This is a genomic window from Pseudomonas sp. 2995-3, assembly GCF_002742565.1.
Classification (GTDB): Bacteria; Pseudomonadota; Gammaproteobacteria; order Pseudomonadales; family Pseudomonadaceae; genus Aquipseudomonas; species Aquipseudomonas edaphica.
The window spans coordinates 74,413-89,041 of record NZ_LJSB01000204.1 but is presented as its reverse complement, the minus strand read 5'-3'; the positions used below and the strand labels follow the sequence as shown (position 1 = coordinate 89,041).

At 59.5% G+C, this 14,629-nt stretch carries 15 protein-coding genes; 5 read left to right on the top strand and 10 right to left on the bottom strand.

All coding sequences use genetic code 11. The annotated features are described in order from the left end of the window. The first annotated feature begins 1 nt into the window (after position 1). A complete protein-coding gene (locus AOA62_RS18325) occupies positions 2-1,102 on the top strand; it encodes a DUF1513 domain-containing protein (RefSeq protein WP_099549365.1) in 1,101 nt (366 codons plus the stop codon). 54 nt (positions 1,103-1,156) lie between these two features. Here AOA62_RS18325 and AOA62_RS18320 read toward each other — a convergent pair whose 3' ends face one another. The 5 genes from AOA62_RS18320 to colR all read right to left on the bottom strand — a co-directional run bounded on the left by AOA62_RS18320 (position 1,157) and on the right by colR (position 4,928). Beyond that, positions 1,157-1,384 carry a hypothetical protein gene (locus AOA62_RS18320; RefSeq protein WP_017139756.1) on the bottom strand — a complete coding sequence of 76 codons (228 nt, stop codon included), beginning with the start codon at positions 1,382-1,384 and terminating at the stop codon, positions 1,157-1,159. Continuing rightward, entirely contained in the window at positions 1,381-2,100 is a 720-nt protein-coding gene (locus AOA62_RS18315) for a lipopolysaccharide kinase InaA family protein (RefSeq protein ID WP_017139755.1), read from the bottom strand. Before AOA62_RS18315 ends, AOA62_RS18320 begins: the two co-directional genes overlap by 4 nt. A 4-nt stretch (positions 2,101-2,104) precedes the next feature. Next, positions 2,105-2,785: a class I SAM-dependent methyltransferase gene (locus AOA62_RS18310; RefSeq protein WP_017139754.1), complete on the bottom strand. Its 681-nt coding sequence runs from the start codon at positions 2,783-2,785 to the stop codon at positions 2,105-2,107. Between the two features lie 189 nt (positions 2,786-2,974). Then, complete coding sequence (locus AOA62_RS18305; protein WP_017139753.1) at positions 2,975-4,255, bottom strand: HAMP domain-containing sensor histidine kinase; 1,281 nt, start codon at positions 4,253-4,255, stop codon at positions 2,975-2,977. Next, on the bottom strand, positions 4,245-4,928 hold the full coding sequence (gene colR / locus AOA62_RS18300; protein WP_003175870.1) for a two-component system response regulator ColR: 684 nt from the start codon (positions 4,926-4,928) through the stop codon (positions 4,245-4,247). Before colR ends, AOA62_RS18305 begins: the two co-directional genes overlap by 11 nt. Before the next feature lie 200 nt (positions 4,929-5,128). Here colR and AOA62_RS18295 point away from each other — a divergent pair, with 200 nt between their 5' ends. The 4 genes from AOA62_RS18295 (at position 5,129) to AOA62_RS31470 (ending at position 9,736) form a co-directional block, all read left to right on the top strand. Beyond that, positions 5,129-7,078, top strand: coding sequence for an LTA synthase family protein (locus AOA62_RS18295; RefSeq protein ID WP_099549364.1), 1,950 nt, complete (start codon positions 5,129-5,131; stop codon positions 7,076-7,078). Positions 7,079-7,155: 77 nt separating this feature from the next. After that, the gene (locus tag AOA62_RS18290) at positions 7,156-7,851 is read left to right on the top strand and encodes a response regulator transcription factor (RefSeq protein WP_099549363.1); all 696 of its coding nucleotides are present in this window, start codon (positions 7,156-7,158) and stop codon (positions 7,849-7,851) included. Beyond that, a complete protein-coding gene (locus AOA62_RS18285; protein ID WP_017139750.1) occupies positions 7,844-9,139 on the top strand; it encodes a sensor histidine kinase KdpD in 1,296 nt (431 codons plus the stop codon). The genes AOA62_RS18290 and AOA62_RS18285 overlap by 8 nt, the downstream gene beginning before the upstream one ends. Before the next feature lie 219 nt (positions 9,140-9,358). Further along, complete coding sequence (locus tag AOA62_RS31470) at positions 9,359-9,736, top strand: hypothetical protein (RefSeq protein ID WP_143521861.1); 378 nt, start codon at positions 9,359-9,361, stop codon at positions 9,734-9,736. Between the two features lie 194 nt (positions 9,737-9,930). Here the strand turns inward: AOA62_RS31470 and groL are convergent, their stop codons facing one another. From groL to AOA62_RS18260, 5 genes are all read right to left on the bottom strand, one after another. Then, positions 9,931-11,577 carry a chaperonin GroEL gene (gene groL, locus AOA62_RS18280; protein WP_017139749.1) on the bottom strand — a complete coding sequence of 549 codons (1,647 nt, stop codon included), beginning with the start codon at positions 11,575-11,577 and terminating at the stop codon, positions 9,931-9,933. A 49-nt stretch (positions 11,578-11,626) separates the two neighbouring features. Then, positions 11,627-11,923: a co-chaperone GroES gene (gene groES / locus AOA62_RS18275; protein WP_017139748.1), complete on the bottom strand. Its 297-nt coding sequence runs from the start codon at positions 11,921-11,923 to the stop codon at positions 11,627-11,629. Positions 11,924-12,170: 247 nt separating this feature from the next. Further along, complete coding sequence (locus AOA62_RS18270) at positions 12,171-12,647, bottom strand: FxsA family protein (RefSeq protein ID WP_016975517.1); 477 nt, start codon at positions 12,645-12,647, stop codon at positions 12,171-12,173. Between the two features lie 66 nt (positions 12,648-12,713). Beyond that, on the bottom strand, positions 12,714-13,445 hold the full coding sequence (locus AOA62_RS18265) for a HugZ family protein (RefSeq protein WP_017139747.1): 732 nt from the start codon (positions 13,443-13,445) through the stop codon (positions 12,714-12,716). A 125-nt stretch (positions 13,446-13,570) separates the two neighbouring features. Continuing rightward, complete coding sequence (locus AOA62_RS18260; protein WP_017139746.1) at positions 13,571-14,578, bottom strand: DUF481 domain-containing protein; 1,008 nt, start codon at positions 14,576-14,578, stop codon at positions 13,571-13,573. Positions 14,579-14,629 lie beyond the last annotated feature (51 nt).

Sequence of the window (14,629 nt, the reverse complement as noted above, 5' to 3'; positions counted from 1 at the left end):
GATGCTCAGGCGACAGGCTTTGGCGGTTGGCAGTGTGCTGCTCAGTGCACTCACTTTGGGTGGCTGGACGCTGTTCAAACAAAAGAAGCAGGCACCGCTGCTGCTGTCGGCACGCGATGATGCGGACGGCAAGCACTATGCCGTGGGTTTTCGCCTGGACGGCACGCAAGTGTTTGCCACCCAGGTCGGCCAGCGCTGCCATGACATCATCAACCACCCGATACTGCCGATTGCGCTGTTCGTCGCCCGTCGCCCGGGCACCGAGAGTTACCTGATCGACCTGCGTACTGGCACGCTGCTGCAAACCATCACCTCCAATGCCAATCGCCATTTCTATGGCCACGCGGTGATCCACAACAGCGGCGACTGGCTGTACGCCACCGAGAACGACACCTCCGACCCCGGCCGTGGCCTGCTCGGTGTGTACAGGTTCGAGGGCGAGCGGCTGGTGCACAGTGGCGAAATCTCCACCCATGGCATCGGCCCGCATCAAGTGTCATGGATGCCCGACGGCGAAACCCTGGTGGTGGCCAACGGCGGCATTCGCACCGAAGCCGAAAGTCGTGTGGAGATGAACCTCAACGCCATGGAACCGAGCCTGGTGCTGATGCACCGCGACGGCAGCCTGATCAGCAAGGAAACCCTGGACCAACAGATGAACAGCGTGCGGCATATGGGGATTGCCAGCGATGGCACAATCCTCACCGGGCAGCAGTTCATGGGGCCGTCCCAGGAGCGCTCCGAGTTGCTCGCGATCAAGCGCCCAGGGCAGCCGTTCGTGGCGTTCCCGGTGGCCGATGAGCAACTGCAAGCCATGGGGCATTACACCGCCAGCGTCGCCGTGCACAGCGAACTGCGTCTGGTCGCACTCACAGCGCCGCGGGGTAACAGGTTTTTTATCTGGGACATGGACAGCGGTGCGCTGCGCCTGGACGGGCCGTTGCCCGACTGTGCCGGTGTAGGTGCGGTGACGGATGGCTTTGTCGTCACCTCAGGCCAGGGCCGTTGTCGCTTCTACGATTGCCGCCAGCCGCAGTTGGTGGCCAAGCCGCTGGAGCTGCCCTCGGGGCTTTGGGACAACCACTTGCACCTGATAATTTGAGAAAAAAAAAGGGCCTCGCATCGCAAGGCCCTTTTGTCGGGGGTGTGGAATCTTTCAACTCTGCGGCCTCATCCCTTGGGACATCCCGAACATGAACAACAGCAAGTCATGATCCGGCTTGGCCGCCACACTCGTCTTGGCAACACGTGGCAGCAGGCATTGCCCGCTACCCTGCGCCGCACTGAGCACCTGTGTGCGAGGTTGTTCCCACACAGCCAGCGCCAGGGCTGCAATGCCCAACGCGCCGACCAGGAACACACCTCGTGCTATTTCTAGCTTCATCTAGTTAAGCCCTTGATAGCGCTGCCAAACGCCGTCTCGTAAAAGTAGCTGAGTTTTTCCCAGTCGGTACTGTTCCACGACGAATGGCGACGCAGTTGCAGCATGTCATGGGAAGCGGCCCGATAAGCAGTCAACCGCTGGCGGCACTTTTCAAAATCCAGCAGCGCCACTTCCACGTTGGCCGAGTCGCCTTCGCCGGTCACTCGTACAAAAATGTGCTTGATGTACAGGCAACCATGTTGCCAGCGGCCCTTGTGCATGCGCGCCAGGGTGCCCGCCAATTCCTTGAGCATGCGCTCATGGAGCAACTCGCCGTACTGCTCACGGCCGCCGGCGGCGTACCAGTTTTCGATCTCGTCGAAACCGTCCAGGGACGCCGTGACCAACAAGGCTTTCCATTGGTGCTCGGGGTCACGGCGTGCGCCGCAAAACACCAGTTCCGGTACGCGGACATCCAGCGAACGCAGGCCTTTGAGGGCGTCACGTTCGCGCAACACGGTCGGGCGTCCGAACGGGTGAAGCCAACTGCGGTAGATATGACCGGTCTGACGCTTGCTGTAGAGCAAGCGGCCATTTGGGCTGACCACCCGCTGCACACCGCTTTCACCACCGCGTCGGCGGTTGGGTTCCTCGACCCACTCGCCCTGCTGACGCCAGAAAAAATCAAATCGTTCTTCGGGAGCTACGTGACTGCCTGATACGCACTCAACTGCCATCCTGTTACCTCTTACGCAATACATAGACTCGCCACATGGCGTAGAGCGGCATGAAGTCCAGGGATTCCTGGACCCGGAAACCGGCCTGCTCAAATTCTGCCTCGACAGTAGCAGCCGGTAACACAAACCGGTTTTGGTAACCTTCCTGCTCACCTTTCTTGCGACGCTTGGCTTCGGCGCGCTTGCGTTTCCACGCCTTGAAATTGCCATCCACCCACAACGAAATAATCACGCTGTCGCGGGTAACCCGCTGAAATTCTTTCAGTATTGCCAGCCTGTGCGCCGGATCACCAATGTGGTGCATCAAGCGCATGCAAAAAATACTGTCGACCGAGTTATCGGGCAAATCGATATCAAAGGCAGACGTTTGCAAAGGCCGTACCCGCTTCACCACCTCCGCCGGCTGGGCGACGGTGGCAACTTTCAACATCGACTCCGAATTGTCAGCGCCGATAATCACACGGTTGGGCTTCTCCGCCAACAATGGCCAGAACCGCCCGGCACCGCAAGGCAGGTCCAGCACCAGGCCCGGCTCACCCGCCAGGGCCAACGCACCGCGCGCCAATTGCTCGTCGCGTTTGTGGGACAGCCGGCGAGCCAGATTGTCCTGATGCTTGAGCAAATAATTCTGCGCGTGCTGATCGTCGTACTTTTCGGAAAAATCGAGCTTGATTGGGGTAGACATCAACGGATCTCCAGTAGCTGATGCTTACAACCTTAAGCAGCAAACTGTGATCAACAGGTCAACCCGTTGTGAAAAACTTGTCCTGTCCAACCCCATACATTTCAAGACTTTACAGATACAAGCAGTGGCATGGGGCCATCTTCGCCGAAAAGCGGGGTATCTGCCGCAGGATAGCGGCAGGGAAAGTACTCAGGGTTTGACCTGGCTCAACTCGACATGGAAACGGCAGCCATTGGGCTCCATAGTACTCAGGCTGACGCTCCAGCCCTGGCTCTCGCAGATGCGTTGCACCAGCGACAAGCCCAGGCCGAGGCCTTCTCCGCGCTTCTCGCTGCCGCGCACAAAGGGCTCGAACATCGCTTCACGCTTGTCCTCGGGAATGCCCACCCCAGAGTCTTCGACGATAAAGCCACTCGGTTCCAGCGTGAGGCGGATAAAGCCCTGCTCGGTGTAGTGCAACGCGTTGCGCAGCAAGTTGCCCATCACGGCGTGCAAGAAGGTGGTGTTGTAGCGGGTATCCAGGGGATTGCCCGGGTTATAGATCAACTCAAGGCCCTTTTGCTCGATAGGCCCTCGCCAGATGCCGAGTAAGTCCTCCGCCACCTGCGTGACGTTGACCTGCGGCGACATGGCGGCATCATCGTGTTTGGCACGCGCCAGCATGAGGAAGGTTTGCACCAGCTCGCGCATTTCTTCGCACGCACGGGCGATTCGCAGCACTTGGTTGCGGCCACGCGGGTCAATAGCCGGGTTTTCCAACAGGAGCTCGCAGGAACTGGCCAGTACCATCAACGGCGTGCGCAGTTCGTGGCTGACGTCGCTGGTGAACAGCTGCTCACGGGACAAGGCCGCGCGCAGGCGGCCCAGGGTGGCGTCGAAAGCCACGGCCAACTCGCCGACTTCATCGGCGGCGTAGTCCGGCGCCAGCGGCGGCGCCAAGCCAAGCAATTGGTCACGATGGCGCACCTGGCGGGCCAGACGCACCACCGGCGCCATCACCTTGCGGGCCAGCACCCAACCAAGGAAAACCGCCAGTGCGAGGCTGAGCACAAAGCCCACCAGCACCACGGCAAACAGCACGCGCTCGCGCTCTTCGAAATCGCTTTGGTCTTGCAGCAACACATACCGTCGGCCATCCACCACTTCAACCATGGCGTGGTACGACAGCGATTCGCGGAATACTTCGTGAAAGCCCGGCTCCAGGTGCCGAAGGTCTTTGGGCAGCTCGAAATCCCCAGGGCCGCCGCTGAAGTAAAACAGCTGGTCGGGCTCGGGCCGGTGGCTCCAGTCCTCGACACTGTCCATCAGCAACAGGCGCTGCAGGTCGCCGCCCAGGCCGGCCGAAATCAGTTTTTCTTCCACCAGGTGCACGGTCGCAATGATGCCCATGGCGAAGGCCCCCGCCACCAACGCACTCATCAAGGCAAAGGCGATGATGATCCGCTGGGCAAGGCTTTGCTTAAACTCCATCACGGCCCTCGGCCAGGCGATAACCCACACCGTGTACCGTTTGCAGCAACGGCTTGGCGAACGGCTTATCGATCACCTGACGCAATTGGTGAACGTGGCTGCGCAGGCTGTCGCTGTCCGGGCAATCATCGCCCCACAGGGCTTCTTCGAGGATTTCGCGGCGCAGTACGTGCGGGCTTTTTTGCATCAACACGGCGAGCAGTTTCAGGCCCACCGGGTTGAGCTTGAGCAGGCGCCCTTCGCGGGTGACTTCCAGGGTATCAAGGTCGTAGCTCAAGTCACCGACTTGCAGGGCACGGCGCCCGCCGCCCTGGGCACGGCGCAAAACGGCTTCGATGCGCGCGGCCAGCTCGGACAAGGCAAAGGGTTTGAGCAGGTAGTCATCGGCGCCGGACTTGAAGCCCTGCAGCCGGTCATCCAATTGGTCGCGGGCGGTGAGCATGATCACCGGCGTATCGCGGCGGGCGTCTTCACGCAGACGTTTGCACAGCGTGTAGCCATCGATACCGGGCAGCATGATGTCGAGCACGATCAGGTCGTAATGCTCGGTGGCGGCCAGGTGCAGGCCCGACAAACCGTCCTGCGCGCAGTCCACGGTGTAGCCTTTTAGCCCCAGGTAATCGGCCAGGTTGGCCAGAATATCGCGGTTGTCTTCAACCAATAGAATTCGCATGGGCAGTGTCTCCGTACGCGGTAACGGCCTTGTTGGCTCGCGCAGCTTAAGGCCAAGTGTGGCTCAGGGATAGACCTTGAGGTCACGTCGATAAAGGTTTTCAACCAATTACATATTCCAACAAGTTTTTCACTATAGCTTCACAAACTGATTACAGTGTCAGGTCGAACATCGCGCCCATCGATATAAGGAATATGGACATGGGGTTTTTCAAAACAGCGCCTATGCGCTTTCTGCTGCTCGTCACCGCCACCTGGCTGGTGATTTTCCTGCTGACCCGCAGCGTGCTGCTGATCACCCATCTGGATGAAGTCGGTGGCAATTTGCTGCCGGTGTTTGGCGTGGGTTTGCTCTATGACCTGAGCTTCCTGGTGTATGCCGCCTTGCCGCTGGGCCTGTATCTGCTGCTGTGCCCGCCCGCGTTGTGGCGCCGCCGCGGCCATCGCTGGTTCCTGCAAGCGGTGCTCACCGTCAGCGTGTTCGCCATGCTGTTCACTGCGGTCGCTGAATGGTTGTTCTGGGATGAGTTCGGTGTGCGCTTCAACTTCATTGCCGTCGACTACCTGGTGTATTCCAAGGAGGTGTTGAACAACCTGCTGGAGTCCTACCCGATCGGCAAGCTGCTCAGTTTGTTGGCGATGCTGGCGATAGTCGTGAGCCTTGCCCTGCGCAAGCCGTTCAATGCGGCGATGAACGCCCCGCTCCCTGCCATGCGCGGCCGCTTGCTGAATGCCCTGTGCCTGTTGGTAGCTGCCGGTCTGAGTGTGCAATTGATCAGCCAGAACAGCCCGCGTGCCCAAGGCGGCAATGCCTACATGAACGAATTGGCGAGCAACGGCCCCTACCAATTTTTTGCCGCCTTTCGCAATAACGAACTCGATTACACGCAGTTCTACAAAAGCCTGCCAACCGAAGTTGTCGCCAAACAGTTGCGCGCAGAACTCAGTGAACCCAATGCGCACTTTATCGGCACAGACCCGCTGGATATCCGCCGCACTATCGACAACCCAGGCACATTGCGTAAACCCAACATCGTGCTGGTGACCATCGAAAGCTTCAGCGCCAAATACATGGGCAGCAATGGCGATGAGAACAACCTGACGCCCAACCTCGATGCGCTGCGTAAACAAAGCCTGTACTTCAATAACTTCTATGCCACCGGCACCCGCACTGACCGTGGGCTGGAAGCGATCACCTTGGCGATTCCACCCACGCCCGGCCGCTCGATCGTCAAGCGCATTGGCCGTGAAAGCGGTTTCGCAAGCCTTGGCCAACAACTCGGTGCCGTCGGTTACGACAGCGTGTTCGTCTACGGCGGGCGCGGTTACTTCGACAATATGAACGCGTTTTTCAGCGGCAACGGTTATCGGGTCGTCGACCAGAGCAGTGTGCCGGAAGCGGAAATTTCGTTTAAGAACGCCTGGGGCATGGCTGATGAAGACCTCTACCGGCAAACCCTGAAACTCGCGGATGCCGACTACGCCAAGCAGCAGCCTTTCCTGCTGCAACTGATGACCACGTCCAACCACCGTCCCTACACCTACCCGGACGGGCGCATTGATATCAAGTCCGGTAAAGGCCGTGACGGCGCCGTCAAATACACCGACCACGCTATTGGCGAGTTCCTCGACGCGGCACGCCAGAAACCCTGGTTCGATAACACGATTTTCGTGTTCGTCGCCGACCACACCGCCGGCAGTGCAGGCAAGGAAGACTTGCCGATCACCAACTACCAGATCCCGCTGTTCATCTATGCCCCCAAGCTGATCGAAGCCCGGGAAAGCGCACAACTGGCCAGCCAGATCGACCTTGCGCCGACCTTGCTGGGCCTGATCAACCTGAGCTACGAGTCGACCTTCTTCGGCCGCAACCTGTTGCAGGACAACCCGTTGCCACCGCGCGTGGTGGTCGGCAACTACCAGTATCTGGGGCTGTTTGACGGCAAGGACCTGGCCATTCTAAGCCCACGCCAGGGCCTGCGTCGCCACGATCAAGCCCTGGGTGAAAGCCAGGAGCTGCGTGTAGGCAGTGATGATCCGTTGATCCAACGCGCAATCACCTACTACCAAGCGGCCAGCTATGGCTACACCCAACAATTGCTGAGCTGGAAGGGGCCGAAGGAAGTGCCCCCCGCAATCAGCGTACGCTGACAGCTGCGCTCTGGCCCTTGCCTACCACAGGGCAAGGGCGTGACACTTGCGCCATCCTCCGGCGATGGCGCCTTTGCATGTCCGACTCCCTGTTGCTGATTGAAGATGACCGCCCATTGGCCGCGCTGACGGCCGAGTTCCTGCGCGCGGAGGGTTTTACCGTCGCCGTGGAGCACCGTGGTGATCGCGCCGCACAGCGCATTCTTGATGAAAAACCGGCACTGTTGATCCTCGATGTCATGTTGCCGGGCGTCGACGGTTTTACCCTGTGCCGCCAGATTCGCGACAGCTACCCCGGGCTGATCCTGATGATGACCGCGCTGGATGAAAACGCCGAGCAATTAACCGGATTTGACGTGGGCGCCGACGACTACGTGGTCAAACCCGTCGACCCGCTGCTATTGCTGGCCCGGGTGCGCTCGTTGCTGCGTCGTCACCGCCAGGCGCCCAATGCGTCTTATCAGTGGGGCGCGTTTCGGTTGGACCTTAATAGCCATTTCGCCTGGCTCGACGGTACGCCATTGCAATTCTCGGTGGCCGAGTTCGAACTGCTGGCGTTTTTCGCCCGCCATAGCGGCGTGTTACTGACCCGCGAGAAACTCCTGCAAAGCTTACGCGGCCTGGAATACGACGGGCTTAACCGCTCCATTGATATGCGTGTGTCGCGCCTGCGCAAAAAGCTGATGACCCTGGCCTGCCCGGTGACCATCCAGACCATCACGGCCCAAGGCTACCTGTTTGTCGAAATCCCCCAGGCGGCCCAGCATGTTTAAACTGCGCCCCTGGATGGTGGCCGTGGCGGGCGCGGGCTGGACGAGCTTGACCCTTTATCTGTTGTGGCTGTGCACCAACGCCTCGGTGTTTGTCGGCGAGGACAGTTTTTTGCGTTTGATGGCCGGCCCAGGCTATTTGGTGGCCGAGCAGCTCAAAGGCTTGCCTGCCGAGAAACGTGAAGCGCGCATGGACATCCTGCGCGCGCACTTCCAGTACCCGGTAGAGCTGATCCCGTATGACGACGTCGAATTGCCGCCCGAAGCCATGGTCATGCTCGAACACCAGCAGCCAGCACTGAACAGCGACGAAGACATCAGCTACTTCCCGCTGGACGACGAAACCGTGATCCGATTCGGCCCTATGTGGGGCAGTGCCGAGGTCAAGGACCTGCTGAAATTTCCGATTTTCTGGATGACCGCCTGCGTCGCCGGCTTGCCGGTTTTGCTGTTGCTCGGCCTCGGTTTGCGTGCGTACCGACGGCATAACAAAGACCTGGCCACACTCAACACGTGCCTGGGCACGCTGGCACGCACGCCAAACGTGATGCTGCCCGCCCTGGGCAAGGAATGGACGCCGTTGCTGCTGACTTTGCAACAGCATGCGCGGGACATCAGCGCCATGAGCGAACGCCATCGCGAAGTCTCTCAAGCCGTCTCCCACGAACTGCGCACACCGCTGGCGCGCATGCGTTTCGCCCTTACGTTGCTGAGCAAGAGCGAAGACCCGCCGACCCGCGCACGCCTTCAGGAGCGCTTGCAAACCGATGTCGAAGAACTCGAAGCCCTGGTTCGCGCCAGCTTGGCCTTTGCGCGAATGGCCGGCGCGCCGACCGATTTGCAGCACGAACCCATCAACCTGCGTGATTGGCTGCACCAGGAGTTCGCCTTACTGGATGGGCACCACCGTCAATTAAGCCTGGAAACCGAGCCTGCACAGCTTGAACTGATCGGCGACCGTGCCCTGCTGCACTTGATCGTGCGCAACCTCTTGAGCAACGCCATCACCTATGCACGTGATCGAGTGTGCGTGAGCGCCACCTATCAGGGTGAGCAGCACTTGGTGCTGCATGTCGACGATGATGGCCCCGGTATATTGGCGGAGAACCGTGAAAAGATTTTCGAGCCTTTTGTGCGGCTTGCCATGGGCGGCGACGAACCCAGTGGCTTCGGCCTCGGCCTGGCGCTGGCCAAGCGCGCAACCCAGTGGCATCACGGTGAGTTGTCGGTAACCCGCAGCCCGCTGGGCGGCGCACGCATGAGCCTGATACTGCCGTTGCGCCCTCTTTAGAGCCATGCCTTTCAAGGTCTTTGGGCTGATGCGTTCAAGTAAGTCGAGTCAGAAATCGCACTGGAGAAAAGTAACCCGTGGCGAGCAGGCTTGCCACAGTGACAGTGTTCGTCCTTATTGAAGGGTATCGCCGGTTGTAGCGCTGTTACAGCCTGTGACAGCGCAGCCATCCCATCGCCCGTAACCTCGCCAACTGAATCCCGGTTGGAGAGCCCTGTCATGCATCCCCGTAAGAAGCATTTGCCCACCTTGATGCTGTCGCTGTGCATCGTTGCCGGCGTGTTCGTGCCCGGTAATGCGTCGGCCTCGCGCCTGGCGGTTACGGACAAGCCATCACCACGGATGGAAGACAAACACGCTGGCGATCACACCGCCAATACGGCACGTCGGCCAACGGCGCAGGATGCGCTCCTCACCCCGCCACCTCGGAGGTGGCCCCGAGCCGCCAGCGTTGAGAAACTCACGCACCTGCCTGTCCCTGGCCCACTCAACCAAGCTGCTGCACCGCAACCCGTGGCACTTATGCCGGCTGCCCAAGTAACCCTGGCAAGGGGCATGACCTTCAGGAAGCTGTTGCGACGTCGTACATTGGGTTGAGATCAACACAGGCAGCCATGTGGGAGCCGGGCTTGCCCGCGATGCAGGCGACTCGGTATGTCTGGTGCACCGAGGTGATGCCATCGCAGGCAAGCCAGCTCCCACATGGGTTCTCCTGCATTTTGAATACCGCACAAAAAAGCCCCGCCTGCATCACTGCAGGCGGGGCTTTTTAATAGCTGGGTAAGGCTGGCTTACATCATGCCGCCCATGCCACCCATGCCGCCCATGTCTGGCATACCGCCGCCAGCTGCGCCTTCAGCCTTTGGCTTGTCAGCGATTGCAGCTTCGGTAGTCAGGATCAGGCTACCGATCGAGGCTGCTGCTTGCAGCGCGGAACGAGTCACCTTGGTAGGGTCCAGGATGCCCATTTCGATCATGTCGCCGTATTCGCCAGTCGCAGCGTTGTAACCGTAGTTACCTTTGCCGTTCTTGACTTCGTTGACCACAACGCTTGGCTCGTCGCCGGAGTTGGCAGCGATCTGACGCAGCGGCGCTTCAACGGCGCGACGCAGAACAGCGATACCGACGTTCTGGTCAGCGTTGTCGCCGGTCAGATCAGCCAGTGCTTCCAGAGCGCGGATCAGCGCAACGCCACCGCCAGGTACCACGCCTTCTTCAACGGCTGCACGGGTTGCGTGCAGGGCGTCTTCAACGCGGGCTTTCTTCTCTTTCATTTCAACTTCGGAACCGGCGCCAACCTTGATCACTGCAACGCCGCCGGACAGCTTGGCCAGACGCTCTTGCAGTTTTTCACGGTCGTAGTCGGACGAAGTCTCGGCAACCTGGGCACGGATCTGAGTGATGCGAGCCTGGATATCCTGCTCAACGCCAGCACCGTCAACGATGATGGTGTTTTCTTTGGAGATGGTCACGCGCTTGGCGCTACCCAGGTTTTCCAGGGTGGCGCTTTCCAGGCTCAGGCCGATCTCTTCGGAGATAACGGTACCGCCGGTCAGAACGGCGATGTCCTGCAGCATGGCCTTGCGACGGTCGCCGAAGCCTGGCGCCTTGACGGCGGCGACTTTAACGATGCCACGCATGTTGTTCACAACCAGAGTCGCCAGGGCTTCGCCTTCAACGTCTTCGGAAACGATCAGCAGTGGGCGGCCGGCTTTGGCAACGGCTTCCAGCACTGGCAGCATTTCGCGGATGTTCGAGATCTTTTTGTCGACCAGCAGGATCAGCGGGCTGTCCAGCTCGGCAACCATGGTCTCAGGCTTGTTGACGAAGTACGGGGACAGGTAGCCACGGTCGAACTGCATGCCTTCTACAACCGACAGTTCGTTTTCCAGGCCAGTGCCTTCTTCAACGGTGATCACGCCTTCTTTACCGACTTTTTCCATGGCTTCGGCAATGATGTCGCCGATGGAGTTGTCGGAGTTGGCGGAGATGGTGCCTACCTGAGCGATAGCCTTGGTGTCGGCGCATGGCTTGGACAGCTTTTTCAGCTCAGCAACGATGGCGATGGTCGCCTTGTCGATGCCGCGCTTGAGGTCCATCGGGTTCATGCCGGCAGCGACGGCCTTGTAGCCTTCGTTGACGATGGCCTGAGCCAGTACGGTAGCGGTGGTGGTGCCGTCGCCAGCGTCATCGTTGGCACGGGAGGCAACGTCTTTGACCAGCTGCGCGCCCATGTTTTCGAAACGGTCTTCCAGTTCGATTTCTTTGGCTACCGAAACGCCGTCCTTGGTGATGGTCGGAGCGCCGAAGCTCTTCTCGATAACCACGTTACGGCCTTTAGGACCCAGGGTCGCTTTTACCGCGTCAGCCAGGATGTTGATACCGGTGAGCATTTTCTTGCGGGCGGAATCGCCGAATTTAACTTCTTTAGCAGCCATGATCGATATTCCTTAAATACTTTGTAGTAACGGGAAAATGAGCGGGGAATCAGTCTTCCAGAACGGCGAGAATCTCGTTCTCAGCCATGACCAGCAGGTCTTCGCCGTCGACTTTCACAGTGTTGCTGCCGGAGTAAGGGCCGAAAACAACCTTGTCACCCACTTTTACGGCCAGCTCACGTACTTGACCGTTTTCCAGCGTCTTGCCCGGGCCTGCAGCGAGAATCACACCGTGGTTGGCTTTTTCAGCAGCCGAACCTGGCAGAACGATACCGCCAGCGGTTTTCTTTTCTTCTTCGCTGCGACGGATTACGACGCGGTCGTGCAGAGGACGAAGCTTGCTCATTGTCGATCTCTCCTAATTGTGTTTTTCATCGGCCGGTATCGATACCGGCAAGTTGTATTCCGGCGGTGCCGGTCGCGCCTCGCCAAGCAAGACGCGGAAGTCTGTCTGGTGTCGCCACCAGAAACCTTGCGGTGACCGTTACATAAGGGCGCATAAGCTTATTACAAGAGGCCGCGACGGAAATTTTTTACGAATGCCGGGCGGCAAAAGCAGCACGGCCCCCAAAGGCACCGTGCAGGTCATGCGGTTATTTGCTGTCGCGGTGTTCGAACTCGCCTTCGATCACATCCCCTTCACGCCCCAACGGCTGGCGTGGCGCCGGGCCGCCACGGGGTTGCAGGTCATCGGCGAAGGCGCGCTGGCGGATCGCCGCTTCTTCAGCTCGCTGGCGCATCTTGCCGGCCAGCAGCTTGCGGGTGAACGGCAGCAGCATGACCAGGCCGACCACGTCGCTGATAAAGCCCGGCAGGATCAACAGGCCGCCGGCCAAGGCCATCATCAGGCCTTCAAGCATGGTCTGAGCAGGCAGTTCGCCGCGGTTCAGGCTTTCACGCGCACGCAACGCCGTGGCCAGGCCGGCGACGCGCAGCACCAGGACGCCGAGCATCGAGCCGAGAATAATCAGCAACAGTGCCGGGAAAAACCCGATGGCACTGCTGACTTGAACAAATACGAACAGCTCCAACACCGGGAACAGCAGAAAGAGCAATAAAAAAGGGCGCATCAAATGGTTCCTCAACGCAAGAATGCCTTGCCAGTCCACCTTAAATGACGTCGCCGTTTCGTGAATTCAAGCGCTGACGGCTTCTTTTTTCGGCCAGACCTCAGCGTGAGCCAATGAAACCAGGGCTTCGCGCACTTGTGTCGGCGTGTTGCAAGGCTCGGCAAACGGCAGCCAATACAAGGACTGGCCGATGCGCAGGTGCATGCCCTCGCCGTCGATACCGGCCAATTGCGCAGGTTCGGTGGTCGGCAGGCCGGTCAGCTCCACATAGTGGGCGATGGCCTTGGTGTGATCGCTGTTCATGTGCTCGATCATGCTGCGCTCGGCTTTGCCCGCAAACGGGTTGGCCAGGGTGAGCTGGTCGACCCAGTGAATCGCGCCAAAGCCGCCGATGTAACGGTGACGCACCGGTTTGAGCACCCAGAAGTCGAAATCGTGGGCCTTGTGGTAGTTGGCCGAATCCGGGAAGTAGCGGTAATAGCGCTCGGCGGCGGCTTCAATCGCAGCCTCATCCTCAAGCTTTTCGGCTTCGGCCAGGTAGGTCAGGCGCCCTACCGCTTGCACGTCATCCGCCTCGCGCTCACCCACCAGCAGCGAGCACTTGGGGTCTTTCTGCAGGTTGTGGGTGTGCTGGGCGATGCGGCTGATCAGGATGATCGGCTGGCCCTGCGCGTCGAGGCAGTACGGCACCACTGAGCCGAAGGGAAAACCCGGCATGGCTTTGGACAATGTGGAGAGCGCTCCACGGTATTCCTTGAGCAACAGCTCTCGGGCGTTCTTGGCAACCTGCGTGCTCACGGTAGGACTCCTCGGGTGTTCAGCCGCCCACAGCCTATGGCGTCTATGGGAATGAATCTCAACACAAGGTAATCAATATCGGCGCAGGTTGCCAGAGTGCCCAATGCAGGTTTTAACGGGCGGCTTTACCAGGCGACGCCGAAGCCTGCGGTGTAACGGGTCTTGTCCAAGCTGCTTTGCGATTCGCCATTAATGATGTCGCGCTCGGCCTTGAGGTTGAGCGAGGCCCATTCAGTGACTTTGTAGCGCAGGCCCATTTCCGCATCCAGGGAGTAATCGGACGGCCCGGCCAGCGGCTTGCCCACTTCGCCGTTAGTGAAGAATTCCACAGTCTTGCCCACCAGGTAGCGGTTGTAGCTCCACTTCATGGCCAGGGAATAGAAGTTGCTCTTGCGATCGTCCGAATACTGGTAATCGGTGCGGTTGACCAGCGAGCCGAGGGAGAACGCGCCCAGCTCATCGTCCCAGAACTGGTAGCCAGGGCCAGTACCGACGGTGCGCTGGCGGGACAGGTCTTCAACCTTGTCACGCTTGTAGGTCAGGCGGCCCTGCCAGTACCAATGCTCGGTGATGAAGCGGTCCAGGTCATATTCGAGCGACCAGTTGTCGGTGGTGGTCACGTCATCCTGGAACTCGCGGTTGTATTCGCCCTGGGCGGTATGCCGCCACTGGCCGTGACGGGCGGTGGTCTTGAAGTCGATGTCGTAGTCGTTGGTGTCCTTGTCGGCGCGTTTGTAGTCCAGCGCCAGGTCGACATTGCCCTTCCACACCAGGTCTTCGATCACAGGCTTTGGCTTGATGATCTGCTGGATGCTGGCCAAGTCCACGGTTTTCGGCGCTTCGCCATTGGTCAGGGTGACCTTGCCATCCTCCGCCGCTTTCAGGGATTTGGCCTTTTCACCGGTGTAAGCGTCCTGCTTGACCAGCAGTTCCTGATCGCTTTCCAGGGTCTTGACCTGCTTCCAATCCACCGGGATGGCCCCTGCGTAGTTGGTCTGAATCAGCAATTTGCCACCGTCGAAGACTTTGATCTTGCCGGTCAGGCGGTCACCGTTCTTCAACCAGATGGTGTCGGCGAGCAGGGGCGTGGAGGCGCTGAGAACAGCAAGGCAGAGCAGGGTTCTGGACAACATAAGCGAATTCGAGGCTCGAAAATGGCGAAAAAGGGGCGTTATCGTGTTAGA